This window comes from Mucilaginibacter robiniae (genome assembly GCF_012849215.1).
Lineage (GTDB): Bacteria > Bacteroidota > Bacteroidia > Sphingobacteriales > Sphingobacteriaceae > Mucilaginibacter > Mucilaginibacter robiniae.
Genome location: NZ_CP051682.1, coordinates 1 through 23,646 on the forward strand (window position 1 = coordinate 1; position 23,646 = coordinate 23,646).

Below are 23,646 nucleotides of genomic sequence, written 5' to 3' on the forward strand. Positions count from 1 at the left end.
AAATGTAGATTGCTATTGTGGCTTAAAGTGCATGCGATTATCACTTGACAAAAGTAGTTTAAGCCTCTGTTGCACTTTACCCTTTCTGATTATCTTAAAGCCTCGAAATAAATCTTAGAAAGAAAATAAAGTGCATTTTTTATATACCTGAGCTTAGAACTTCGATGTAATAATAATTGTTTAAAATCAATACGAAGACCATTGTCATTTAATATAACCCGAAACTTTTTATTTAAACTTGTTAAGGTACTTTTATTGCTTTATGTTCATATACCCCTCACAATATTAACCGCAATTTACTTCGTTTCCAAAATACAAATCAACACTAGAACATAACAACACGTAGGTACATGAGTAGGTAAAATAAATGATCTTATTTGATGTCATCCTAGTCGAAAAAAATGACCCTTAAGATGCTTTAAGATAAGTAAATGTCACATTGAAGCATGAAAAATGTTATACCATAAGCATTAGGGATATATTTTAAGAATTAATACCTTTAAACAAAATCCGGAGCATGTACCAGTACGAACTTTTCACAATTATTGACGAAACTGAAAAAGAACATATTGACTTTCGGTATGAAATTACCAGTTATGGTGCCGACTATCCAGTGGACTCCCTTGTACAACGAATTAGTTCAAAGGTAATTTTCGTTCCACCCTTTCAGCGTAAATTCGTCTGGGATATTTTTGAAGCTTCAAAATTTGTTGAATCCCTAATTTTAGGCCTCCCGGTGCCAGGTATTTTTCTTTCGAAAGAAAAGGAAACAAACCGGTTGTTAATTGTTGACGGTCAGCAAAGACTTTTAACATTGCACAGTTATTATACTGGCAAATTTAAAGATCAGGAATTTCGGCTTTTAGGAGTACAAAAAGATCTTGAAGGCAAAAGGTATCATGATCTATCTCTTTCCGACAAAACTAGGTTGGACGATTCCATTTTACACTCAACGATAATTCGTCAGGATGAGCCGGACGATAATGAGAGTAGCATTTATTTAATTTTTGAAAGATTAAATAGCGGTGGACGACCTTTAAGTCCACAAGAAATCCGTGCCTGTATTTACTACGGTAAATACAATGAATTATTAGGAAAGCTCACTAAAAACGTTCATTGGAGAATGATCTTTGGGCCTAAACATAATGATAGGTTAAAAGAAGAAGAGCTTGTTTTACGATTTTTTTCTCTTTATTACGATATAGAATTGTACCAAAAACCGCTAAAGGATTTTCTTAACAGAAGAATGTCGGCTAACAGAAATTTTGAATTATATTCACAAGAATTGTTAGAAGAAACGTTCAACCGGACAATCACTTTCATTGATACTAATCTTGGAAAATCCGCATTCAAAGTAGAAAAGGGTGTGCATACAGCAATCTTTGATTCAATACTTATTGGTGTAGGAAAACGCTTGGAACGCGGGCCTATTTTAGATACATTAAAATTTAAAGATACTTATAGAACTTTATTAAATGACAAATCATATAAAAAGTTAATTGATACTGGCACATCTGATGAAAACTCATTGAAAAAGCGCATTGAACTGGCTACGGGCAAATTTTCAAAGCTTGCTTAATGAAATTGCGTCTAGATCAGCAGGAGAAAAAATTAGATGAACTATTTAATATGGTACAGGCTGTAAGTGATGAAGAAATTAAAGCGTATTTATCAAAATTCCTTTGCATAAGAACATCTGGATTGTTAGAAAATGCTTTAAAAGGTCTTTTATTAGAATTTGTTCACGGTTCTTCTCCTCAACAAGTGGAGAATTATATTGGTAAATCCATACGTTCTCTTACAAACCTTAAAGATGAGAAGATAGAATATTGTTTGAAATCATTCAGTGATGAATGGCATGCAAAATTCTGCGCTAAAATTTCAGAGGAGCAAAGGTCTGCACTCAATTCTGTAGTTACAAACAGAAATAACATTGCACATGGAGAAGTTGACAATTTAACATTTAAAATGATGGAAGGGTATTATTTTAAAGTGAAAGAAGTTATACAATTATTGAAAATCATAATAAAAAAGTAGTAACCACTTTGTTAGCCGCGCTGCATTTATGGCCAATCACAAGTAAAACTTTCTAGGATAAAATGTTTTTTCTCAATAGGCTTATTGGCACACATAATATTTACGCTTAATACGGCCGATGATCACATCAAACTCTCCATACAACTAACGGTTTGTTGAGGGCTAATACAGACATTGAAATTAGTTGCTTAGGCCAGAATTGTGAACTTGTTATAATACTCAAAATCGTTCTATATATTTGATTAGTCTATTAAAGTCTAATAATATTAAATTGGTGAGCACTGATTTAAAAAGTTTAAAGATATTATTTAATTGCGGTTTTTAGGGCAAAGTTCAAGTCCCGTCCAAAACTTTGATATGTTACTAAAATGAATATTCTTTTGAATAAATATGTATTCAAAAGAATATTCATTTTAAAATTAAATGTTATAATCAGCTAAATAGTTGGTTTTCTTAAACCGTTTTTGGAGTAACTGCATATCTTCGCTCACTTTAACTGCTAGCACTTTGGCATAATGCTGTGTTTGGCGGAGGGATTTGTGTCCCATCATTTTGCTGATGGTTTCCATAGGAACGTTATTAGCCAGTGTCACAGTGGTAGCAAACGTATTCCTCGCTACTTTGGAACTCAGTTCAATGCTTATGTTAGCGATTGTTCCCAATTCTTTAAGATAAGAATTGTACTTCTGATTACTTAGTACAGGAAGCAAAATATCCTTTAATAAGCAATCTTCATCGTTTTTATACTTAGACAGAATCTTTTTAGAAATAGGTAATAAAGGAATTACAGCTGGGGTACCCGTCTTCTGCCGATTTTTATAGATGCGTAGTTCGCCATTATAATCAATATTAACTTCCGACCTTTTGAGTTGTTTAACGTCAATAAAAGAAAGGCCGGTAAAGCAGCAGAACACGAACAGGTCTCGAACTTTTTCTAAGCGAGCGTTATTTAACGTTTTCGTTGCAATAGCCTGCAAATCTTCTTTGGTAAGAAAAACGGTATCTACTTCATCTCTGGTCATCTCAAATTTAGCGAAAGGATCCCCTAGTAACCATCCGTTATCTACACAATCCAATACAATCTTCTTCATATTGGCAATATTTTTTAACGCTGAATTATGGATTAGATTTTGATCTGTACGGTACCAATTATATAACTTTTTGACAAATTCAAGATCTAAGGAGCGAATGTTGATATCATCCACTTTATATTCTTTTTTGATAAACTTAGCGGTGTGCTTAAAGGAAGTATTAAAATTAGTATAAGTTCCTTTGGCAACACCCTTACCGGCCATATTCTTTAAACCATTATTATGCGCTTCAAATAACGAGAGTAACATCCACTTCCGCTCATTGATACCTGATAACAATTCTACTATAGCCGACGCTGTTACCACTTTCCCACGGTCGATCAAGTGTTTTCTTGCATCATATGCTTTGTTCTGTAATAAATATAGATACTCATTAAGCGCTTTTGCGTCTTCCTTGTTACCGCTTGCCTTATTTCCCTTAGAGTTCCATCTCGAAGGCTCCCAGGACCGTTTAACCGAAAGATCTTTAGGCACGCCATCTACTGTAACCTTGAGATAGATATACATCGGTCCACTTTGATAATTTTTTGGTCTTTTTAAAAAGAACATCAACCCTAAACTTTTTTCTAGCATGACGATAATTTAATAAGTGTTTAAATATCGAAATACAGAAGTAAAAAGTCAAGATGTTCATCCATTAAACACCTTGTAAATCAATTGTTTATGACGGTTTCGTGGCGTTTTTTTTCGTTAAAAAAAGACGCCACGAATGACGCTGATTTAAATTGCGAAATCTTGAACGTTTTGGTTATCTCATGGAAACAAAAAAGCCTGTAAAAATTTGATTTACAAGCTTTTGATGTTATTTGACTATTTAATCAGCGGTGAGGGAGGGATTCGAACCCTCGGTACAGTTTCCCGTACGTCAGTTTAGCAAACTGATCCTTTCGGCCTCTCAGGCACCTCACCTGTTCTACGGTAGTAACCGCCCCTATGCTTTGGGACTGCAAATATAGTAATTCACTTAAGTCGTCAAAAAAAAAATTCAGTTTTCTAGTAATCTATTCGAACATGATAGATACTCATTAGCATACGCTTAAAAATATCTTTTATAGTTTCTAAGTCTTTCAAAGTTATATCACTGTCTTTCAACTGGTTCTGACTTAGCTTGTAGTTAACTATACGATCTACCAAATCATTAATAGATTGTGCATTCGGCTCGCGTAATGAACGAGAAGCAGCCTCAACTGAATCGGCAAGCATTAAAACACCCGTCTCTTTCGAGAAGGGAATAGGCCCAGGATAGCGAAAAATGTTCTCATCAATCAATTTTTCTGGAAAGTTTTTTAAATAAGATTGGTAAAAATAATCTACTCGGGTATTGCCATGATGGGTACGTATAAAGTTGATAACTGCTTCAGGCAAATTAGCCTTATCTGCCATTTCAACACCCTGCCGTACGTGTCTAATAATAATCTGGGCACTTTCCTCGTAAGGCAGTTTATCATGCGGATTAAAACCGGAACTTTGATTTTCAATAAAGTACAAAGGGTTTTCCATTTTTCCTATATCATGATATAATGCCCCTGCCCTAACCAACAAGGCGTTGCCACCAATGCTATAGATGGCATTTTCAGCCAGGTTGGCCACTTGTAATGAATGTTGAAAGGTACCAGGTGCTTTAAAAGCTAAATCACGCAACAAGGGAGCATTGGTATTAGTTAATTCAATAAGTGTTAAATCAGAGGTAATGCGGAAGGCTCTTTCGAATGCATAAATCAAAGGATAAGCTAATAAAGTAAGCATTACGCTTACTACAAACGGAAAAAACTCAATCCATTCAATGCTATCGAAGTTGCCTTCACGTATGAAAGAAATCCCTATGAAAGCCAAAAAGTAATTTATTGTTATTAAAAGAGCTGAAGTCAAAAACTGTCCGCGGCGTAGCAGGTTCTTAATGCTGTAAATAGACACCATACCGGCTGTAATTTCATAATAGGCAAACTCAAAGCTATTGGGTACAAAAAAGCCAGCTACTAGAATTACAAGTAAATGGATATTCAAAGCCAGGCGCGTATCAAAAAGTATGCGTATAATAATGGGTACAATACAATAAGGTATGTAATACAAATTAGGCAGCTGCAAAGTTATAGCCCATGATAAGGTGGCCAGCATGGCTGTAATAACCAGCAGTATCAACCCTATCAAGCGGTTATCTTGGTAAATATCTTTCCTGAATAAATAAAGAAATACAACAAGCAAGGTAACCACTACACTTACCAGCAAAAACTGCCCCGCCAACACCAAGAAACGATTGCCATTTACCTGGCTGCTATCTTCAAACGATTTTTTATAAGATTGTAGCTTTTGATAAACTTCATCATTTATCACAGCTCCTTTAGCCACAACTACTTCTCCTTTTTGCACCATCCCTCTTGTTGTGGATAGATTACTCAGCACTTCTTTTTCCAGCCGGGTAGTTAATTTATCATCGTAATTTAAGTTGTTCTGTAACCGGTTTTGCAGTATATCAAGCATAAAAGCTTTATCAATCCCTGCATAATGGCTTAAAACATTATCACAATAAGCTAAAGCTTTTTCTTTAGTATATAATCCTGAAGTGTTTTTTTCAACAGATACGTTTTTACTAACCACCGCAATATTGTAATTATCATTACGGCGCTGGTGCTTGGCATCTAACGTAAGCAAACCAACGGTATAAATATGGTTCAATAAGTTTTCACCTATAGCAAAATATTGTTTCTTTACATGTTCATTAACACCTGAGGTAGGCCATTTTAAATCAAAATCATTCTTGTATCCTTCTAGCTGTTGCTTCTGAACATCGTTGTTAAGTTGATAAACAGGATAAACACTATTAACGGCCACTTCTTCATCCTGCTCCATTTCAGTGCCGGTTTTCAGCATAGCATAGTTATATGGCGCTATTAAATCTTTTTGAGTCCAGATTCTGCCTTTTTCAAATTCATACCTGAACTTAGATTGCTTAGGTAATGATGCCACAATGAGGAACACACTGGCCAGTATCATCAAAAATTTTACACCTATAGCATATTTACGTAGTATAGCTCTTTGGCGTGAAATAGATAGTTTTGCCATTATAATAGTTAAACTGTTAATTTGAGGAGCAAGTTCAAAGGTAAAGTAAATCGTTAAACTTTAAAGTGCAATCTAAACATGCCGGATTGCTGCTTGATTTTAGCTGAAATACTTATCATATTTATCTATAATAAAGCTTTACACTTTTATAATGCTCTAACCTGAATTACGTTTTTAATACAATGAAAAAAATACAGTGGTTGCTTGCCTTTATGCTGATTGTACCAAGTATCAGTTTAGCACAGCACTTTTTAACTCCTGATGAATTAAATCGCCTACGTCCCTACCAGGATAGTTTAACGCAGTTAAGCCACACATTAATCAATAATGAAAACGAACTGGAACGTAAAAATGCCAATTACGCTTTTATACGTACCCTGGTTAAAGCATTACAAACTCCAAATTCTTTTTCATTCGGGTTTGATTCTGTAAAAAGCATCAGCATACAAACATCACCGGACGATAAGTTTCGGATTTTTAGCTGGTTCTTGATGAATGATGATGGCAGCTACCGCTTCTATGGAGCCATTCAGATGAATATACCAGGTAAGCTAGCTTTGTACCCACTGGAAGATTACTCGCCATTACTGAAGAACCCTCAAGATTCTATGTTGGATAACCGAAAATGGTATGGCGCCGAATATTACAAAATTATACCGGTTGCAAGTAGTAGCCCATATTATATCTTGTTAGGATGGAAAGGCAACACGATCAAATCCACAAAAAAAGTGATTGAGGTTTTACGCTTTCAAAATAACAAACCCTTATTTGGTATGCCTGTTTTTGAAGAACATTTAAAACCTCATAAACGGATTATCTTTGAATATAGTCGGCAAGCATCTATGCTGTTGCATTACGTTCCCGAACAAAAACTCATTGTATTTGACCACTTGGCACCACCAGATGATAAACTGAAAGACAAACCAGACTTATATGGTCCAGACCTGACTTACGATGGATATAAGCTAATCAATGGTAAATGGCAATTAAAAGATAATTTAGATATGCGCAACGTACCTACACCGCAAGATATTGACCAACCCGACCCTAAAAAGCAAGCTATTATTGACCGGAACTCTGTACCTGTACGTAAGCAATAAATTTTAAAACATGTTGGAATACAGAATATATAAATTCTGCAATGATTAATCTCAACACAAAATTTTGATTAGTGATAATTGTAGTATTTTAGGCGAAATTTTTTTAACGGATCATCATCATGCAAGAAATTATTGATACCCCAGTCAAATCAACAGCCAAGATTCCGAGAAGCGTACCTTTTATTATCGGTAATGAGTTTGCCGAACGATTCAGTTTTTATGGAATGCGCAGTATTATTGCTGTTTTTCTGGTACATCAGTTTTTCAATCATGAAACCATAGAAGTAGCTAATGCTAAAGCCAATGCTATTAACCACGCGTTTTCTACCCTGGTTTATTTTACGCCTTTGCTTGGTGCTATATTAGCCGATTGGTTTTTTGGCAAATACCGCGTTATTTTGATCGGCTCATTAGTTTATACTATTGGTCACTTTATCTTATCCATGTTTGATACCTCGTTGTCGGGTTTCGTTACTGGGCTAATTGTCATTGCTTTTTCGGCAGGTGCTATTAAATCTTGTGTATCTGCCAACGTAGGTGATCAGTTCGATCATAAAAACCAACATTTAATGAGCAGTATTTATGGTTGGTTCTATTTCAGCATCAATGCGGGCTCTATGATTAGTTTGTTATTAATACCATTAATTTATGATAAAGCGGGTGCGGCCTGGGCGTTTGGTGTACCCGGAATATTAATGGCGTTAGCTACACTGATTTTCTTTTTAGGTAGTAAAAGTTATGTAAAACTACCTCCGGGAGGTATCAAAAAAGACAACTTTGTTACTGTAAACTTTTACACTTTAAGTGCATTCTTTGCTAAAAAAGACAAATCAAAAACTGCTTGGCAGCAAGCTGAAGCCAAATATGGTATAGAAAAAGTAGAGGCTATAAAGGCTGTTTGGGGCGTAATTGCTGTATTTGCCTTTATTCCTATCTTTTGGGGTATGTGGGACATGAACGGTTCTGAGTGGATTTTACAGGCCGAAAAGTTAAACCTGGGTTTGGGTATTTTTAACATGCACATCCTGCCTTCTCAAATTCAATTTGTGAATGCCTTGTTTTTATTACTCATGATACCAGTATTCAATTATGGGATTTATCCACTTGTGGGAAAAATGGGCATTAAACTTACACCGCTTAAAAAAATTGGTGCAGGTTTGTTCATCACAGGCTTCAGCTTTGTGATAATTGCTTTCTTACAACGTTCTATTGATGCAGGTGGTCACCCTTCTGTATGGTGGCAAATATTTGCGTACTTCATGCTATCTGCAGGCGAAGTATTAGTATCAATTACCGGCTTAGAGTATGCTTATACCCAGTCGCCTCCATCCATGAAAAGTACTATGACAGCTATCTGGTACCTAACCTATTCAGTAGGTACTTTCTTTACTACTTTAATTAATGTTAACATATCAAACAAAGGCTTCTTTGCTTACTTTACCGGCGAGAAATATTACTGGCTATTTGTTGGTATTATGGGATTCTTTGTGGTACTGTTTGTACTGGTAAGTCCGTTTATAAAGGAAAAGGTATATCTAGTTGCTGATGCTACTTTAGCTGAAACAGATGGCTTGAACGTACGTGGTGATAAAACCAACGAAATACACCCAGATAACCCAATTGTATAAAAAACATTAGTTTTGGCTAATTTTTAACTAATTCAACTTTCTAAGTGCCCGACAGTCTCGTCATCATACCTACTTATAATGAGAAGGAAAACATTGAACGCATTATCCGTACCGTGTTTTCACTACCGCATGATTTTCACGTGCTGATTATCGATGACGGATCGCCAGATGGTACAGCACAAATTGTAAAAAATTTACAACCTGAATTTGCCGAACGTTTACACATACAGGAACGTAAAGGAAAACAAGGATTAGGCACTGCATATATTCTTGGATTTCAATGGGCTATAGCGCGCAAGTATGATTATATCTTTGAAATGGATGCTGACTTTTCGCATAATCCGAATGACTTGCTTCGTTTACGGGAAACCTGCGTGAAAGATGCCGATGTAGCCATTGGATCACGCTATGTAAAAGGGGTAAATGTAGTAAACTGGCCCATGAACCGTGTACTTATGAGCTATTATGCCTCAGCCTACGTACGATTTATTACGGGTATTAAAGTACATGATGCCACTGCTGGCTTTGTATGCTTCAAGCGACGTGTATTGGAAACCATCCGGTTGGATAAGATTAAGTTTGTAGGTTATGCTTTCCAAATTGAGATGAAATATACTGCTATTAAGCACGGCTTTAAAGTGGTAGAAATTCCAATTATATTTACTGATCGTACAGAAGGTACCTCTAAAATGTCAACCCGTATTTTCCGTGAAGCTTTCTTTGGCGTTATTCAAATGAAAATCAACAGCGTTTTTCGTAAATACCCAGAAGGTGAATAACTTGATGGTTTCTATGAGTAAAGCTATTCTACATCATAATCAGCATTGTTCGTTTATGCTCTAATCTTTAGTTTGAAACTTACTAGTTGCTCTTTCTCTATCTAGCCTATTATACATTATTACACAATGAAAAACCTGAACATCATTGTTGCTATTGCCACTAACAACGGTATAGGCAAAAACAATCAATTACTCTGGCACCTACCGGCCGATTTAAAGCATTTCAAGCAAATCACTTCAGGTCATACGGTAATTATGGGTCGTAAAACGTATGATTCTATTGGAAAACAATTGCCTAATCGCCGTAATATTGTGATTACTCGTCGGCCTTTAAATATAGAAGGCTGTGAAGTTGTAAACTCTGTTGAAGATGCTTTGAATAGCTGTAATGCTGATGAAAATATATTTGTAATTGGAGGCGCTGAAATTTACCAACAAACCCTTCCGGTGGTAAATACCTTATATTTAACACTTGTACATCAAGCTTTCGAAGCTGATACTTACTTTCCAGAAATCAATAAAGATGAGTGGCTGGAAATAAGCCACGAAGACTATCAACCTGATGTAAAAAACGAATTTTCTTACTCGTTTATCACCTTACGGAGGCGCTAACATTGAACGCCCTTATTTTGTTTTAATTAAACTATTACGGTTACGAAATTTTATTAGATTTGCCGTCTTATTTTTAGAATGCTTATAAACTAATTAATTTACATATAAACTACACCATGCAAGGTAAAGGGGTTATTAAATTTTTTGCCGTTCTGTTGGCTATTGTTTGCTTGTATCAGCTCTCATTCACGTGGGTAACACGTAGTGTGGAAGATGACGCCAGAGCCTACGCGAAAGGCAATTCAGACAAAGAAAAAGCTTATCTTGATTCTGTTTCATCACAGCCAGTTTACCCAGTTTTGAAACATACTTATCAGTACTGTAAAGACCGCGAACTGGCTTTAGGGCTAGACTTAAAAGGCGGTATGAACGTAACCATGCAGATTTCGCTAAGCGAACTGATCCGTTCATTATCAAACAACAACCCTGATGTTGCCTTTAATCAAGCATTGCATAATGCTGATGTAGTAGCTAAAACCAGCCCAGACAACTACATTGACATTTTAATGCGCGAGTATAAAAAACTGAGCCCCAATGGTAAATTAGCTCCGATTTTTTCTACCCAAGCTAACCAAAGCCAGCTTAAGTTTGATGCCAGCAACAATCAGGTTGAAAATTATTTAAGAGATCAGGCTAATACTGCGGTAAACCAATCATTCAACATCTTGCGTAATCGTATTGATAAATTTGGTGTAGCATCACCAAACATTCAGTTGCAGAATGGTAACCGTATTTTAGTTGAATTGCCCGGTGTATCAGAAACCAATCGCGACCGTGTCCGCAAGTTGCTTCAGGGTTCAGCCAAGCTGGAATTCTATGATACTTATAATAACAGTGAAGTTTACCAATTATTGGGCAACATCAATGGTATATTAGCAGCTAAAAACAAGTCTGCCAAAAAAGATACTGCAACAGCTACAACTGCTACTACAACAGCGAAAGCTGACACAACTAAAGGTACTGGTAGCTTATTAAGTAAAATTCAGAAGAATGCCGGTAAGGATACCTCTTCTGCTGCTTCATTGCAAAACAAAGCTAAATTAGCTGAGCAAAACCCGTTATTTAGCGTATTAACACCTGCCATTTATCAAGATCAAAGTGGCCAAGCTCAATTAGCACCAGGTTGTGTAGTTGGTTATGCTTTAACAAAAGATACTGCTAAAGTTAATTCTTACTTACACACTGAAGAAGTATCTGCGGTAATTCCAAAAAACATGCAGTTACTTTGGGGTTCTAAACCTGATGATCGCACTAAAGCCTTGCAACTATATGCCATCAAATTAACTGGTGCTGAAAACGGACCTGCCTTAGGTGGTGATGTAATTACTGATGCCCGTAGTGAAGTAAGCCCTAACACTGGGGATTATGAAGTAACTATGGACATGAACTCTGATGGTGCTAAAACCTGGAGACGCGTTACCGCTGATGCATCTGGAAACCCAGGCGATGATAATGACAACCGCGCTATTGCCATTGTGTTAGATAACAACGTAGTATCTGCACCACGTGTTAACGGTGAGATTGCAGGTGGTCACTCTTCAATTTCAGGTAACTTTACCAAAACTGAAACAGAAGACTTAGCCAACGTTTTAAAAGCTGGTCGTTTACCAGCTCCGGCTCGTATAGTTGAAGAAGCCGTAGTAGGCCCATCATTAGGTCAGGAAGCTATCAACAACGGTTTAATGTCTTGTGGTGTAGGTTTGGTTGTAGTATTGGTATTCATGGTGGCCTATTACAACCGTGCAGGTACGGTAGCTGACTTAGCTGTATTTGTAAACGTGTTTTTCTTAATGGGTGTTTTAACCAGCGTACATGCAGTATTAACCTTACCAGGTGTAGCCGGTATCGTACTAATATTGGGTGTATCGGTGGATGCGAACGTATTGATTTATGAGAGAGTACGTGAAGAATTAGCATTAGGCAAATCTCAGCGTTTAGCTATTGCTGATGGTTTTAAACATGCTTTATCTTCTATTCTTGACTCTAACATCAGTACTTTCCTGACTGGCTTAATCCTGTTTATTTTCGGTAGCGGTCCAATCCAAGGTTTTGCTACTACGCTGATGATTGGTATTATAACTTCATTATTCTGTTCATTACTAATTACCCGTGTAATTTTTGAATGGATGATGGACAGAAACATGGAAATCAAATTTTCAAATCCATGGAGTTCAAACCTGTTTAAACATGCTAACTACGCCTTTGTAAAAAATCGTTTCAGATTTTATACTTTCTCAGGCCTATTTATTTTGGCTGGTATTGTTTCCATGTTTACACGTGGCTTTAGCTATGGTGTAGATTTTCAAGGTGGCCGTACTTACGTAGTTCGCTTCGATCAGAACACTTCTACTCAAACAGTACGTGACGCTATTGACAAAACTTTAGGTAACGGTAAATCAGAAGTTAAATCGTTTGGTGGCAATAACCAGGTTCGTGTTACTACTAATTACTTAATTGAAGATAACACCACAGCTGCTGACAACAAAGTAGAATCTACTTTGCGTACTGGTTTAAGTCAGGTATCTCCTAAGTACCAAATCTTAAGTTCGCAAAAAGTTGGTCCTACCATTGCTAACGATATTAAAACTTCAGCAATATGGACAGTAATCTTAGCCATAATTGTGATTTCTACCTACATTCTAATTCGTTTCCGCAGATGGCAGTTCAGCTTAGGAGCCATGGTAGCTACAGCGCATGATGCATTGCTGGTATTATCATTCTTCTCATTGTTTAATGGTATATTACCTTTCGCATTAGATATTGACCAAGCTTTTATTGCCGCTATCCTGACCGTTATTGGTTACTCTATTAACGATACTGTGGTTGTATTTGACCGTATTCGTGAATTCTTAGGTCATACTACCAATACAGATAAAGCTACAGTAGTGAATCAAGCTATTAATAGCACACTTAGCCGTACTATTATCACTGCTTTAACCGTAGTGTTCGTGTTAGTGGTATTATTTATTTTCGGTGGTGATGTAATTCGTGGTTTCTCATTCGCGCTTTTAGTTGGTGTATGTTTCGGAACTTACTCCTCTATTTGCGTTGCAACCCCTATTATGCTGGATTTTGATCGCAAAAGCATAAAATAATTTTCACTTTCAAATTATAAAAGGCTTCAAAGAACATTTGAAGCCTTTTTTGTTTATTCAACAATCGTACATTTGCAACAAATTACAAAAATGCTATGGATGCAAATAAGAACACTAAATTTCCGCTGGTTGTAATTATTGGTGGAGGCTTTGGTGGCATAGAAGTAGCCAAGGGTCTAAAAGATGCTGAAGCTGAAGTATTACTACTTGACAGAAACAATTACCACATTTTTCAACCGCTCTTATACCAGGTAGCTACTGGTACATTAGAAGCAGATACGGTATCATACCCTATCCGAAAAATGTTTGCAGGGCAGAAAAACTTTGACTTTAAAATAGCCGAAGTTACTAAAGTAAGTCCTGAAACCAACAGTATCGAAACTAGCCTGGGCCCTATTGCCTATGATTACCTGGTAGTTGCTACAGGTGCAAATACCAACTACTTTGGCAACAAAGAGATGGAAGCCAATGCCATGCCTATGAAAAGTACGACAGAGGCATTAAACCTGAAATCAAAAATTCTGCAAAGTTTAGAGGAAGCTACTTTAAAAGCTACTAAAGAAGAGCGTGCTCCTTACATGACTTTCGTTTTTGCTGGCGCTGGACCAACTGGTGTTGAATTAGCCGGTGCTGTTGCCGAAATTAGAAATAAAGTTCTGCCACTGGAATATCCGACCTTGAATAAAGACGAGTTTAACATATACTTGTGCGATATGATGCCAAGGGTATTACCTCCCTTGTCAGAGAAGGCCTCTAAGAAGGCACAGGAAGCGTTAGAAGCCATGGGTGTACAGGTTCTTACAGGCGTAAAGATCAATACCTATAATGGTGAAGAAATGAGCTTTGAAGGTGGCCGCGTAATTAAAACCAAAAACGTGGTATGGTCTGCCGGTGTAGCTGGTGTGGTGCCTGATGGTATTGCTAAAGAATCTGTTGTGAGAGGTAACCGTATCCAGGTAGATAGTATTGGCCGTGCTAAAGGCTACAACAATATTTTTGCTGTTGGCGATGTAGCAGCCGAAATTTCTGAAAAGCTGGAAAGAGGCCACCCAATGGTAGGTGCCGTTGCAACCCAAGCAGGTAAACACCTAGGTAAAAACTTAGCACGTATTATTAAAGGTCAGCCAACTGAACCTTTCAAATACTGGGATAAAGGTTCCATGGCTGTAATTGGCAAAAACAAAGCAGTTGCCGATATTGGCAGCTTCAAAACTGCTGGCTTTTTTGCATGGTTAATGTGGATGGGCGTACACTTACTGCTAATGGCAGGTTTCCGTAATAAGGTGGTAGCTTTTGTTAACTGGTTTGGTGGCTACTTTACTTATAGTGGTGGTACCCGTTTAATCTTAACTAAAACCAAGAAAGATCCAATTCCAGTTCCTTCCGATTTACCAAGGCCGTAAAATAGCTTTAAAAAAGAACTTTTATACAAAAGGCTCTTATTGTTTAATAGGAGCCTTTTTATATGTTAAGCTTAATACGCTGCATTTTAACTTTTCTGCAAAACCATTTTGTAATGCTGAATGCCAGCTTCGTCAAATTGTTGTCCGGTCTTTTTAAAACCAAATTTTTTGTACAAAGGCACAGCTTGCACTTGAGCATGCAGGTAAACGTAATCTGCTTTTGGAGGTAAATCATTCAACACCGCTTGTACCAAAGCCTGAGCTACTCCGTGTCCTCTATAGTTTTTCAATACGGCAAAACGTTCCAGCTTATAACCTTTTTCTGTTTTGCGCCATCGGGATACACCAGCAGGCTCACCATCCACTGCGGCTAAAAAGTGAGTCGACTCTTCTTCAAACTCCCATTCCAACTCTGGAGGGCACTCCTGCTCGTTAATAAATACTTCTTCCCTAATGGCAAAAGCCTTATCCAGATCGGCCTGATTAGTTACTTTGCTTACTTCTATCTTTAGATTCATTAATTCGTTTTGTAGTATTTTTGGTTCTTTCTGATTTCGTTTCGTGATTCATATTAGCAGCATCAATAGTATGCGTGCAACCTAAGTTATCTTCGCCTTTCGCCAATTGTGATAAACGTACATAAAATTCACGTATTTGTTCCAGTTCTGTTTCGCTTAAGTCTTCAATGCTTACCATACGGTTGCTGGCACCTTCATGCGCTGCAATCAATTCATTTAACTTTAGGTGCAATGCCTTTGAATCTTTATTTTGCGCTTTCTGGATCAGGAAAACCATTAAAAAGGTAATAATAGTTGTACCCGTATTGATTACAAGTTGCCAAGTTTCAGAGTAGTGAAACACAGGGCCACAAACTGCCCAAACAATTACTACTAGAGCGGCTAATATAAAAGCGGCTGAACTGCCCGTAGCAGTTGTAGCCCAATTAGAGAATTTTTCAAAAAAGTTTCTGTTCTTAGACATGTTATAACTATTAGTTGTATAAATGTCTGTAATATCTTCAACAAAAAAAGTCAATACTGTGTAGTATTGACTTTTCTAACCACATTTTAATCTAGGAGTATGTTACAGCTTACTGTTAACATCTAAGCAATTTAAATCGCCAAAAGCATGGGTTAATCTTTTTACAAAAGATTCCTCGCCTTTGCGCAACCATACTCGCGGATCATAATATTTTTTATTTGGAGAATCCTCTCCTTCTGGGCTACCAATTTGGCTTTGCAGGTAACCTTCTTTTGATTGGTAATAATCTTTAATGCCTTCCCAGAAAGCCCATTGCATATCAGTATCAATATTCATTTTGATAGCGCCGTATGAAATAGCTTCACGAATTTCTTCCTGGCTTGAGCCTGAACCACCATGGAACACAAAGTTAATTGGTTTTTCAGCTTCCAGATTATGTTTTTCTTTTAAATAAACTTGTGAGTTATGCAGAATTTTAGGTTGTAATTTCACATTACCTGGTTTGTAAACACCATGCACGTTACCAAAAGCTGCTGCAATGGTAAAACGCGGGCTTACTGCTGAAAGGTGCTCATAAGCATAAGCTACCTCTTCAGGCTGGGTATATAAACGTGAACTATCTACATCGCTATTGTCAACACCATCTTCTTCACCACCGGTTACACCCAGCTCAATTTCAAGTGTCATGTTCATTTTAGCCATGCGTGCCAGATATTTGGCTGATACTTCAATGTTTTCTTCAATTGGCTCTTCTGACAAATCGAGCATATGTGAAGAAAATAACGGCTTACCTGTTTCTGCAAAGTGCTTTTCACCATGCTCTAACAAACCGTCAATCCAAGGCAATAATTTTTTGGCAGCATGGTCGGTATGCAGAATTACAGCAACGCCATAGTGTTCGGCTAGTAAATGCACATGTTTCGCTGCTGAAACACCACCCAAAATACAAGCTTGCAGTTTGGAATTATCTAATGTTTTACCGGCATAAAATTGTGCACCACCATTTGATAACTGGATAATAACCGGTGAATTTACAGCTTTAGCTGTTTCCATTACCGCGTTAATAGAATTGGTACCAATTACATTTACAGCAGGCAGCGCAAACTGATGAGCTTTAGCTGCTTCAAACAGTTCTTGCACCTGATCGCCGTGCAAAACGCCTTTATAATTTTTTAAATCCATTGAACTGATATGTTTAAGCTACGAATTTATAAAAAAATTATATTAATGCAGGTATGCTCAACCCATTCAACTATGTAGTATGTGATACAATTAATTTAATGGTGTAAAATCTGCCGTGTTAACCTGCTGTTAAGTATGATTATTTTTGTTTCTTTGTATCCTCATTATTGAAAAACAGGGAATATTTGCCATGGCGTGGTTTAAAAGAGAATCAAAAGGTATAACTACAAGTACGGAGGAAAAGAAGGAAGCGCCTGATGGCGTATGGAATAAGTGCCCGAACTGTAAAAGACCGCTACATTATTCTGAGCAGGTTGAAAACCAGTATGTTTGCCATTATTGCGGCTATCATTTACGTATAGGTTCAAAAGAGTACTTTTCTATAATATTTGATAATAACGAGTTTACCGAGCTGTTTACCGATTTGAGATCAGCCGACCCATTGCAGTTTGAAGATACTAAAAAGTATAGCGACCGTTTAAAGGAAACGATAAACAAAACTGGCCTGAAAGATGCTATACGTGCTGCACATGGTACTGTTGATGGCCAGCCATTGATGATTGCCTGTATGGATTTTAACTTCATTGGCGGATCAATGGGCTCAGTAGTGGGTGAAAAGATTGCACGCTCTATTGATTATTGTATTGAGCATAAAGTTCCCTTCTTAATGATTTCTAAGTCAGGGGGTGCACGTATGATGGAAGCTGCATTTTCACTGATGCAAATGGCTAAAACATCGGCCAAACTGGCTTTGCTGGGACAGGCACAAGTACCTTATGTTTCATTACTCACCGACCCTACTACCGGTGGTGTAACCGCATCATACGCTATGCTGGGCGATATTAACATTGCTGAACCTGGCGCTCTGATAGGCTTTGCCGGTCCGCGTGTGATTAAAGAAACGATTAAGAAAGATTTACCGAAAGGCTTTCAAACTGCCGAGTTTTTGCAAGAACATGGCTTTTTAGACTTTATTGTTGACCGTAGAGAGATGAAAGAAAAACTGGGTTCATTTTTAAAAATGATGGCTAACTAAGTTTGGTATTCATTTTTTAAGTGTCTTAACGTTCATAAACATTGTGAACGCTCATGACAGACATTGCTATCAAACTTACCAGTACAAATTGTACATACAAAAAAAGCTATCCTTAAATAGGATAGCTTTTTTATTATAACATTGGGTATTATTAAATACCTTCTGTACCTGGCTCATGTCCAACCATGCGGCCAGTAGTACGGCCTAGTGGGCGAGCCTCAAAGTTAGTTTCGGTGTGAGTACCTTCTGAAGGGAACTCATGAGGTATTGGCGGTGTAACATCATTTTGCTCACTAAATGATGCATCATTGCCCCCTTTTTGCTGCTCAACTTCTGTCTGGTCAGGATATTCTGATTTTTCATTATCAGCTTCCTCATACTCTGGCGTTTCGTTAGGCTCCTCTAAGTCATCTGTGTCATCATAGCTGGCAGTTACGCCTGAAGATAATGGCTGCGTTGTACGACCTGTAATACGACCGTCATCATCGTCTAAGTCATCATCGTCGTCCAAATCGTCATCATCTACATCTTCGTCGTAATCGGGCACAACATCGTCATCATCATCAAAATCATCGTCGTCCAGATCCTCATCATCAAAATCGTCATCATCCAGATCATCATCGTCCGGATCAGGACCTAAAGCCCTTGACAACCTGTCGCGATCCAGTTCATCTTTACGATAATCTTCATCGCTCATACGGCGAAAATCATTTTCTATTACTGGTGTTTCTTGGTCATTAGTCCAAGATTCCTGATTAAATGCTAACATAGGTTCTCTATTTTAAGGTATTGTATAGATAACCTTCAAAACAGAGGCTTTGTTTGTAAAGGAATTGAAAAACTTAATGATTTACATTAGCTCAAATTACTAAATACAACAAGAGCGTATTTGCCCCATACTTTAGCATGTTCAAAAACGCTCTTGTATTTATAATAGTAGTAAAACTGTATTATGTCAAAGCAGAAACCGACTTATCAGGCATTTACAGAAACAATTTCTCGTATTTTGTTTACTGTATAGTCAACTTCCTGCAAAGTGTTATACTTAGAAAATGAGAAGCGCACGGCTGGCCGATCAGGGTTTGCGCCAATGGCATTCAGCACATGCGAACCTATATTGGTACCCGAACTGCAAGCACTACCGCCTGATGCTGATATACCTGCAATATCCAGGCTGAATAACAACATATCAGCCATTTCCATTTCAGGAAAAGAGACGTTCAGTACCGTGTACAAACTTTTATCGGGTGCTGTTTCACCATTAAAATGTACACCAGGAATTTCTTGTAATTGGCTTATCATCCGGCTTTTCAAGCTTTGTACATGTTGCTGGTGCTGCTCCATATCAGCATAAGCCAATTCAAGAGCTTTGGCTAAACCAACAATGCCATAAATATTTTCAGTTCCCCCCCGCATATTACGTTCCTGTGAACCACCATATATTAAAGGGTTAACTTTTACTTTATGGTTGATATGCAAAAAGCCTACTCCTTTAGGGCCATGCAGCTTATGTGCAGCACACACCATAAAGTGTAGCTTTAGTTTGCTTAAATCATGCTGGTAATGCCCTACGGTTTGTACCGTATCGCAATGATACAAAGCATTATATTGTTCACTTAATTCACCAACACGTTTAATATCCGTCAAAGTTCCAATTTCATTATTAGCATGCATTAACGATATAAAGCTGCGTTCATTTTGTTGTAACAGCTGTTCTAAATGCTCATAATTGATGGCACCTTTATTATCTACCTCTACAAAACTTAACTTAATCATGCCTGCCTTTTCCATAGCCTCCAGTGTATGCATTACCGCATGATGCTCCAGCGGACTGGTAATAGCATGCTTGATCTGATGATCGATAATACCACAACGGATAGCCATATTGTCGGCCTCGGTTCCGCCTGATGTGAAAAATATTTCGGCTGGTGATGTATGCAGTAAGCCTGCCACTGTACGGCGAGCCTTCTCAATTAGGGTACGGGCTTCACGGCCATGAGCATGAATAGACGATGGATTGCCATATTGGCTTTCCATTACCTGAACCATCTGCTTCATTACTTCTGGGTCCATCGGTGTGGTAGCAGCATTATCGAAATATACGCGGGTCATATTTTAAGGTATTGAGGATTGAACTATATGAAGATTGAAGGGCAAGTTTAGTATATACTTTCGGAGTATCCAACCATCTCCTTCAATCGTGCAATATTTTACTAGTTGATTTGAAGTATTTCCTTGATATCAGCAATGATTTTGTTAGCCAGATTATTAGCTACTGTTTCTGAATTACCCTCTGAGTAGATACGGATAATAGGTTCTGTATTAGAACGCCGCAAATGCACCCACTCCTTATCAAATTCTATTTTCAATCCGTCAATGGTACTGTGCGGCTGCTTTTTATATTTTTCTTCAACCTTCCGTAATAAAAGGTCAATGTCCATTTCCGGAGTTAAAGTGATTTTATTTTTAGAGATAAAATAATTCGGGTATGAGCTTCGTAGCACCGATGCTGATTTACCAAATTTTGCCAGATGAGTTAGGAACAAAGCAATGCCCACAAGTGCATCACGGCCATAATGCAATTCAGGATAAATAACTCCACCATTACCTTCGCCACCTATTACAGCATTTACTTCTTTCATTTTGGTTACCACATTCACCTCACCTACGGCCGCAGCATGGTATTCGCCACCTGCTTTCTCGGTTACATCACGCAGCGCACGGGTTGATGACAGGTTTGATACTGTATTGCCTTTATTATGCTTCAAAATATAATCGGCCACAGCTACCAGGGTGTATTCTTCGCCAAACATATTACCATCTTCGCATACAAAACAAAGACGATCTACATCGGGGTCAACGGCAATACCCAGGTTTGCTTTCTTATGCAGCACCTGTTTAGAAAGTTCTGCCAGGTTTTCAGGTAAAGGCTCTGGGTTATGCGGAAACTGCCCATCTGGCTCACAATATAATGGATGAATCGTTTTTACGCCCAAGGCCTTAAGCAAGGTCGGTACAAAAATACCACCGGTTGAATTTACAGCATCTACCACCACCTTAAAATCAGCTTTAGCAATTGCTTCTACATCTACCAATGGCAATGCTAATATTTGATCAATATGTTTTTGCAGATAGGTATCATCATACACTACTTTACCTAATTGATTTACTTCGGCATACTTGAAATCAGCAGCGTCGGCCATTTCCAGTATTTGCTTACCATCTTGTTCACTTACAAACTCGCCAGTAGCGTTTAAAAGCTTAAGTGCGTTCCACTGCTTAGGGTTATGGCTTGCAGTTAAAATAATACCGCCGGCTGCTTGTTCGGCAGGTACAGCTATTTCAACTGTCGGCGTGGTAGATAAACCTAAATCAACCACATCCATACCCATACCCTGTAAGGTACCTACTACTAGGTTATTAACCATAGTACCCGATAAACGGGCATCACGGCCAATAACAATTTTTTGAATACCAGTTTTTTGCAAAGCCCAGGCAGCAAAAGCTGCTGTAAACTTAACTACGTCGGGAGGTGTTAACCCATCACCTGCTTTTCCACCAATGGTACCCCTTATACCGGATATAGATTTGATAAGTGTCAAGACAAAAATTTTTAGAGTGCAAAAATAGTTATTCTTGAACTATAGTACTATAAAAACACTACTGTTTTCGGCTCAAGGTTAATTAGCTATATTTGTCGGCATTTTATTAATCATTGGCTAAAGGTCAGTGTTAGTATAGCATGAGCATTTTCAATCTGACATTTACCCATATTACTTACAACAATGCCTGATTTTCTACTACAGCTTGACCGGCATTGCTTTTACCTGATTAATCACAATTTTAGCAATCCGGTATTTGATGCGATTATGCCCTTGCTGCGTAATCTACGCTTTTGGATCCCATTATACATTTTCATCATAGCTTTCGTCATTTGGAATTATAAAAATACTGGTGTGCGGTTAATATTTACGTTGTTGCTTACGGTTGGCGTAGCCGATTATGGTAGTGCTAGTGTAATTAAAACTTGGGTACAGCGCAGTCGTCCATGCCGGGATGAAGTGATAGCTACCACCATCATTAGCCGGGTACCCTGTGGCACGGGCTACAGTTTCCCCTCAACACATGCCAGCGATCATTTTGCCATGTCAATCTTTTTGGCGCTGGTCTTTTATCGAAAATGGCGTTGGGTATGGTTCTGGACCATTCTTTGGGCTATGTTAGTTTCTTTTGCCCAAGTTTATGTAGGCGTTCATTATCCGGTAGATGTAACCGCGGGTGCTCTGTTTGGCACTTTAATCGGGACCTTATTTGCCTGGCTATTTAAAAAATATCATTCTCAATTTGCATGAGCTGGAAAATCATTCTACTATTTTTAAGTGCCTTTTTAGGCGGCACATCAGTTTTCCTGTTCAAAGGCGGCAACCATAAGCAACTGAAGTTGGTGCTTTCCTTTAGCGGCGCTTATTTGTTTGCTATTACGGTACTGCACTTAATACCTGATGCCTATCATGGCAATGATAATTATGTGGGTGTTTTTATATTAATCGGCTTTTTGTTCCAAATTGTACTCGAACAGTTTTCAGACGGTATTGAGCATGGGCACATGCATGCACACAAACACGAACATGATAAAGCCACTTTTCCGTTAGGTATTATGGTAAGTCTTTGCCTGCATGCTTTCCTGGAAGGTATGCCTCTGGCCGAAGGTTACCAGGACCAACTGGTATTCGGCATTGCATTGCACCACATACCGGCAGCATTTGCATTAGGCACCGTGTTGCAAGCCAATCACCAACCCCAAGCTAAAATCTTCTTTTTCATTATCTTGTTTGCGATTATGGCACCAGCCGGATATTTTTTCAGCACAGCTTTAAGCACTGGCGGTATAGGGAACTTACAACATTACTTTAACCGCATTATGGGTGTAGTAATTGGTATATTCCTGCACATTTCTACTACCATTTTATTTGAAGCTGGGCCTGATCATACCTTCAATCGCCGTAAGCTCATAGCTGTATTACTGGGTGTTGGTATTGCCTTATTAGGCTTTGTTCATGAGCTTTAAGTAGCTGCTCGGGTGTTGGTAATGCATAGTGCATTATAAAACTTTACAAGCCATAGGCTGTTGTTGATGAAAACATCGACACATGAAACAGACCTATAAACATGCTTTAAAACAAGCTATGGGCTTGGGTGCAGTAGCTGGCTTGCGTGCAACAGTAGCGCCGGCAGTAGCCAGCAATTACTTGAGCAAACACCCTAATACTGCCCTGGCATCTTCAAAATTAAAGTTCATTCAATCACCGCTTACCTCTATTATTACCAAAGTTTTAAGCGCCGCTGAAATATCTGGCGATAAATTACCTAGCGCACCTAACCGTATTGTTTTACCACAAATTACAGCTCGCGTAGCTTCGGGAGCACTGGTAGGTGCAACTATATTTGTGGCTAATCGGGAAAGCTTACTAAAAGGTGCCTTAATAGGCGGAGCATCGGCGCTGGCAGCTACGTTTGCCAGCTTTTACGCCCGCAAATATCTAGATACGCTACCGCATGTACAGGATGCAGTAGTAGGTGCTGTTGAAGATAGCTTTGCCATAGGTAGCGGGGTTAAACTCATTAAGTCCTAAATAAAAATT

20 protein-coding genes and 1 tRNA gene are annotated in these 23,646 nt (G+C 38.1%); 12 read left to right on the forward strand and 9 right to left on the reverse strand.

Annotated features, from left to right (window positions below):
* Window positions 1-517: 517 nt before the first annotated feature.
* Window positions 518-1,579 carry a DUF262 domain-containing protein gene (locus HH214_RS00005; protein WP_169605385.1) on the forward strand — a complete coding sequence of 354 codons (1,062 nt, stop codon included), beginning with the start codon at window positions 518-520 and terminating at the stop codon, window positions 1,577-1,579.
* Window positions 1,579-2,037: an MAE_28990/MAE_18760 family HEPN-like nuclease gene (locus tag HH214_RS00010; protein ID WP_169605386.1), complete on the forward strand. Its 459-nt coding sequence runs from the start codon at window positions 1,579-1,581 to the stop codon at window positions 2,035-2,037. Before HH214_RS00005 ends, HH214_RS00010 begins: the two co-directional genes overlap by 1 nt.
* A gap of 419 nt (window positions 2,038-2,456) precedes the next feature.
* Here HH214_RS00010 and HH214_RS00015 read toward each other — a convergent pair whose 3' ends face one another.
* The 3 genes from HH214_RS00015 to HH214_RS00025 all read right to left on the reverse strand — a co-directional run bounded on the left by HH214_RS00015 (window position 2,457) and on the right by HH214_RS00025 (window position 6,188).
* On the reverse strand, window positions 2,457-3,701 hold the full coding sequence (locus HH214_RS00015) for a site-specific integrase (protein WP_169605387.1): 1,245 nt from the start codon (window positions 3,699-3,701) through the stop codon (window positions 2,457-2,459).
* Between the two features lie 249 nt (window positions 3,702-3,950).
* Window positions 3,951-4,037: transfer RNA gene (locus tag HH214_RS00020), tRNA-Ser, on the reverse strand.
* An 84-nt stretch (window positions 4,038-4,121) separates the two neighbouring features.
* Complete coding sequence (locus HH214_RS00025) at window positions 4,122-6,188, reverse strand: HD family phosphohydrolase (RefSeq protein ID WP_169605388.1); 2,067 nt, start codon at window positions 6,186-6,188, stop codon at window positions 4,122-4,124.
* Between the two features lie 182 nt (window positions 6,189-6,370).
* Here HH214_RS00025 and HH214_RS00030 point away from each other — a divergent pair, with 182 nt between their 5' ends.
* The 6 genes from HH214_RS00030 (at window position 6,371) to HH214_RS00055 (ending at window position 14,805) form a co-directional block, all read left to right on the forward strand.
* The gene (locus HH214_RS00030; protein ID WP_169605389.1) at window positions 6,371-7,288 is read left to right on the forward strand and encodes a hypothetical protein; all 918 of its coding nucleotides are present in this window, start codon (window positions 6,371-6,373) and stop codon (window positions 7,286-7,288) included.
* A 119-nt stretch (window positions 7,289-7,407) separates the two neighbouring features.
* Window positions 7,408-8,916, forward strand: a complete 1,509-nt coding sequence (locus HH214_RS00035; protein ID WP_169605390.1) for a POT-type proton-dependent oligopeptide transporter — start codon at window positions 7,408-7,410, stop codon at window positions 8,914-8,916.
* Between the two features lie 44 nt (window positions 8,917-8,960).
* Window positions 8,961-9,695: a polyprenol monophosphomannose synthase gene (locus tag HH214_RS00040; RefSeq protein WP_169605391.1), complete on the forward strand. Its 735-nt coding sequence runs from the start codon at window positions 8,961-8,963 to the stop codon at window positions 9,693-9,695.
* A 126-nt stretch (window positions 9,696-9,821) separates the two neighbouring features.
* The gene (locus HH214_RS00045; RefSeq protein ID WP_169605392.1) at window positions 9,822-10,307 is read left to right on the forward strand and encodes a dihydrofolate reductase; all 486 of its coding nucleotides are present in this window, start codon (window positions 9,822-9,824) and stop codon (window positions 10,305-10,307) included.
* Between the two features lie 116 nt (window positions 10,308-10,423).
* Window positions 10,424-13,402, forward strand: coding sequence for a protein translocase subunit SecDF (gene secDF / locus HH214_RS00050; protein WP_169605393.1), 2,979 nt, complete (start codon window positions 10,424-10,426; stop codon window positions 13,400-13,402).
* 95 nt (window positions 13,403-13,497) lie between these two features.
* Window positions 13,498-14,805 carry an NAD(P)/FAD-dependent oxidoreductase gene (locus HH214_RS00055; protein WP_169605394.1) on the forward strand — a complete coding sequence of 436 codons (1,308 nt, stop codon included), beginning with the start codon at window positions 13,498-13,500 and terminating at the stop codon, window positions 14,803-14,805.
* A gap of 86 nt (window positions 14,806-14,891) precedes the next feature.
* Here HH214_RS00055 and HH214_RS00060 read toward each other — a convergent pair whose 3' ends face one another.
* From HH214_RS00060 to fbaA, 3 genes are all read right to left on the reverse strand, one after another.
* Window positions 14,892-15,323 (reverse strand): GNAT family N-acetyltransferase, encoded by a 432-nt coding sequence (locus HH214_RS00060; protein ID WP_169605395.1) that lies wholly within the window; start codon window positions 15,321-15,323, stop codon window positions 14,892-14,894.
* On the reverse strand, window positions 15,289-15,786 hold the full coding sequence (locus HH214_RS00065; RefSeq protein ID WP_169605396.1) for a low affinity iron permease family protein: 498 nt from the start codon (window positions 15,784-15,786) through the stop codon (window positions 15,289-15,291). The genes HH214_RS00060 and HH214_RS00065 overlap by 35 nt, the downstream gene beginning before the upstream one ends.
* Before the next feature lie 102 nt (window positions 15,787-15,888).
* Window positions 15,889-16,968 (reverse strand): class II fructose-bisphosphate aldolase, encoded by a 1,080-nt coding sequence (gene fbaA / locus HH214_RS00070; protein WP_169605397.1) that lies wholly within the window; start codon window positions 16,966-16,968, stop codon window positions 15,889-15,891.
* Between the two features lie 190 nt (window positions 16,969-17,158).
* On the opposite strand from fbaA, the gene accD reads away from it, so the two are divergent.
* Window positions 17,159-18,004, forward strand: coding sequence for an acetyl-CoA carboxylase, carboxyltransferase subunit beta (accD, locus tag HH214_RS00075; protein ID WP_169605398.1), 846 nt, complete (start codon window positions 17,159-17,161; stop codon window positions 18,002-18,004).
* A 151-nt stretch (window positions 18,005-18,155) separates the two neighbouring features.
* Here accD and HH214_RS00080 read toward each other — a convergent pair whose 3' ends face one another.
* The 3 genes from HH214_RS00080 to glmM all read right to left on the reverse strand — a co-directional run bounded on the left by HH214_RS00080 (window position 18,156) and on the right by glmM (window position 21,606).
* The gene (locus HH214_RS00080; RefSeq protein ID WP_169605399.1) at window positions 18,156-18,773 is read right to left on the reverse strand and encodes a hypothetical protein; all 618 of its coding nucleotides are present in this window, start codon (window positions 18,771-18,773) and stop codon (window positions 18,156-18,158) included.
* 206 nt (window positions 18,774-18,979) lie between these two features.
* Window positions 18,980-20,116 carry a cysteine desulfurase family protein gene (locus HH214_RS00085; protein ID WP_169605400.1) on the reverse strand — a complete coding sequence of 379 codons (1,137 nt, stop codon included), beginning with the start codon at window positions 20,114-20,116 and terminating at the stop codon, window positions 18,980-18,982.
* 101 nt (window positions 20,117-20,217) lie between these two features.
* Complete coding sequence (gene glmM, locus HH214_RS00090) at window positions 20,218-21,606, reverse strand: phosphoglucosamine mutase (RefSeq protein ID WP_169605401.1); 1,389 nt, start codon at window positions 21,604-21,606, stop codon at window positions 20,218-20,220.
* Between the two features lie 183 nt (window positions 21,607-21,789).
* On the opposite strand from glmM, the gene HH214_RS00095 reads away from it, so the two are divergent.
* The 3 genes from HH214_RS00095 to HH214_RS00105 all read left to right on the forward strand — a co-directional run bounded on the left by HH214_RS00095 (window position 21,790) and on the right by HH214_RS00105 (window position 23,637).
* Window positions 21,790-22,356, forward strand: coding sequence for a phosphatase PAP2 family protein (locus HH214_RS00095; RefSeq protein ID WP_169605402.1), 567 nt, complete (start codon window positions 21,790-21,792; stop codon window positions 22,354-22,356).
* Window positions 22,353-23,072: a ZIP family metal transporter gene (locus tag HH214_RS00100; RefSeq protein ID WP_169605403.1), complete on the forward strand. Its 720-nt coding sequence runs from the start codon at window positions 22,353-22,355 to the stop codon at window positions 23,070-23,072. Before HH214_RS00095 ends, HH214_RS00100 begins: the two co-directional genes overlap by 4 nt.
* A gap of 82 nt (window positions 23,073-23,154) precedes the next feature.
* Window positions 23,155-23,637: a DUF4126 family protein gene (locus HH214_RS00105; RefSeq protein WP_169605404.1), complete on the forward strand. Its 483-nt coding sequence runs from the start codon at window positions 23,155-23,157 to the stop codon at window positions 23,635-23,637.
* Window positions 23,638-23,646: the final 9 nt, after the last annotated feature.

What these genes read in the sequence shown, in the direction of transcription:
- HH214_RS00045 (WP_169605392.1), top strand. Translation starts at nt 9,822, where the DNA reads ATGAAAAACCTGAACATCATTGTTGCTATTGCCACTAACAACGGTATA.
- fbaA (WP_169605397.1), bottom strand. Translation starts at nt 16,968, where the DNA reads ATGGATTTAAAAAATTATAAAGGCGTTTTGCACGGCGATCAGGTGCAA.
- HH214_RS00055 (WP_169605394.1), top strand. Translation starts at nt 13,498, where the DNA reads ATGGATGCAAATAAGAACACTAAATTTCCGCTGGTTGTAATTATTGGT.
- HH214_RS00100 (WP_169605403.1), top strand. Translation starts at nt 22,353, where the DNA reads ATGAGCTGGAAAATCATTCTACTATTTTTAAGTGCCTTTTTAGGCGGC.
- HH214_RS00015 (WP_169605387.1), bottom strand. Translation starts at nt 3,701, where the DNA reads ATGCTAGAAAAAAGTTTAGGGTTGATGTTCTTTTTAAAAAGACCAAAA.
- HH214_RS00010 (WP_169605386.1), top strand. Translation starts at nt 1,579, where the DNA reads ATGAAATTGCGTCTAGATCAGCAGGAGAAAAAATTAGATGAACTATTT.
- HH214_RS00030 (WP_169605389.1), top strand. Translation starts at nt 6,371, where the DNA reads ATGAAAAAAATACAGTGGTTGCTTGCCTTTATGCTGATTGTACCAAGT.
- HH214_RS00035 (WP_169605390.1), top strand. Translation starts at nt 7,408, where the DNA reads ATGCAAGAAATTATTGATACCCCAGTCAAATCAACAGCCAAGATTCCG.
- HH214_RS00025 (WP_169605388.1), bottom strand. Translation starts at nt 6,188, where the DNA reads ATGGCAAAACTATCTATTTCACGCCAAAGAGCTATACTACGTAAATAT.
- secDF (WP_169605393.1), top strand. Translation starts at nt 10,424, where the DNA reads ATGCAAGGTAAAGGGGTTATTAAATTTTTTGCCGTTCTGTTGGCTATT.
- HH214_RS00080 (WP_169605399.1), bottom strand. Translation starts at nt 18,773, where the DNA reads ATGTTAGCATTTAATCAGGAATCTTGGACTAATGACCAAGAAACACCA.
- accD (WP_169605398.1), top strand. Translation starts at nt 17,159, where the DNA reads ATGGCGTGGTTTAAAAGAGAATCAAAAGGTATAACTACAAGTACGGAG.
- HH214_RS00065 (WP_169605396.1), bottom strand. Translation starts at nt 15,786, where the DNA reads ATGTCTAAGAACAGAAACTTTTTTGAAAAATTCTCTAATTGGGCTACA.
- HH214_RS00060 (WP_169605395.1), bottom strand. Translation starts at nt 15,323, where the DNA reads ATGAATCTAAAGATAGAAGTAAGCAAAGTAACTAATCAGGCCGATCTG.
- HH214_RS00095 (WP_169605402.1), top strand. Translation starts at nt 21,790, where the DNA reads ATGCCTGATTTTCTACTACAGCTTGACCGGCATTGCTTTTACCTGATT.
- HH214_RS00005 (WP_169605385.1), top strand. Translation starts at nt 518, where the DNA reads ATGTACCAGTACGAACTTTTCACAATTATTGACGAAACTGAAAAAGAA.
- HH214_RS00105 (WP_169605404.1), top strand. Translation starts at nt 23,155, where the DNA reads ATGAAACAGACCTATAAACATGCTTTAAAACAAGCTATGGGCTTGGGT.
- HH214_RS00085 (WP_169605400.1), bottom strand. Translation starts at nt 20,116, where the DNA reads ATGACCCGCGTATATTTCGATAATGCTGCTACCACACCGATGGACCCA.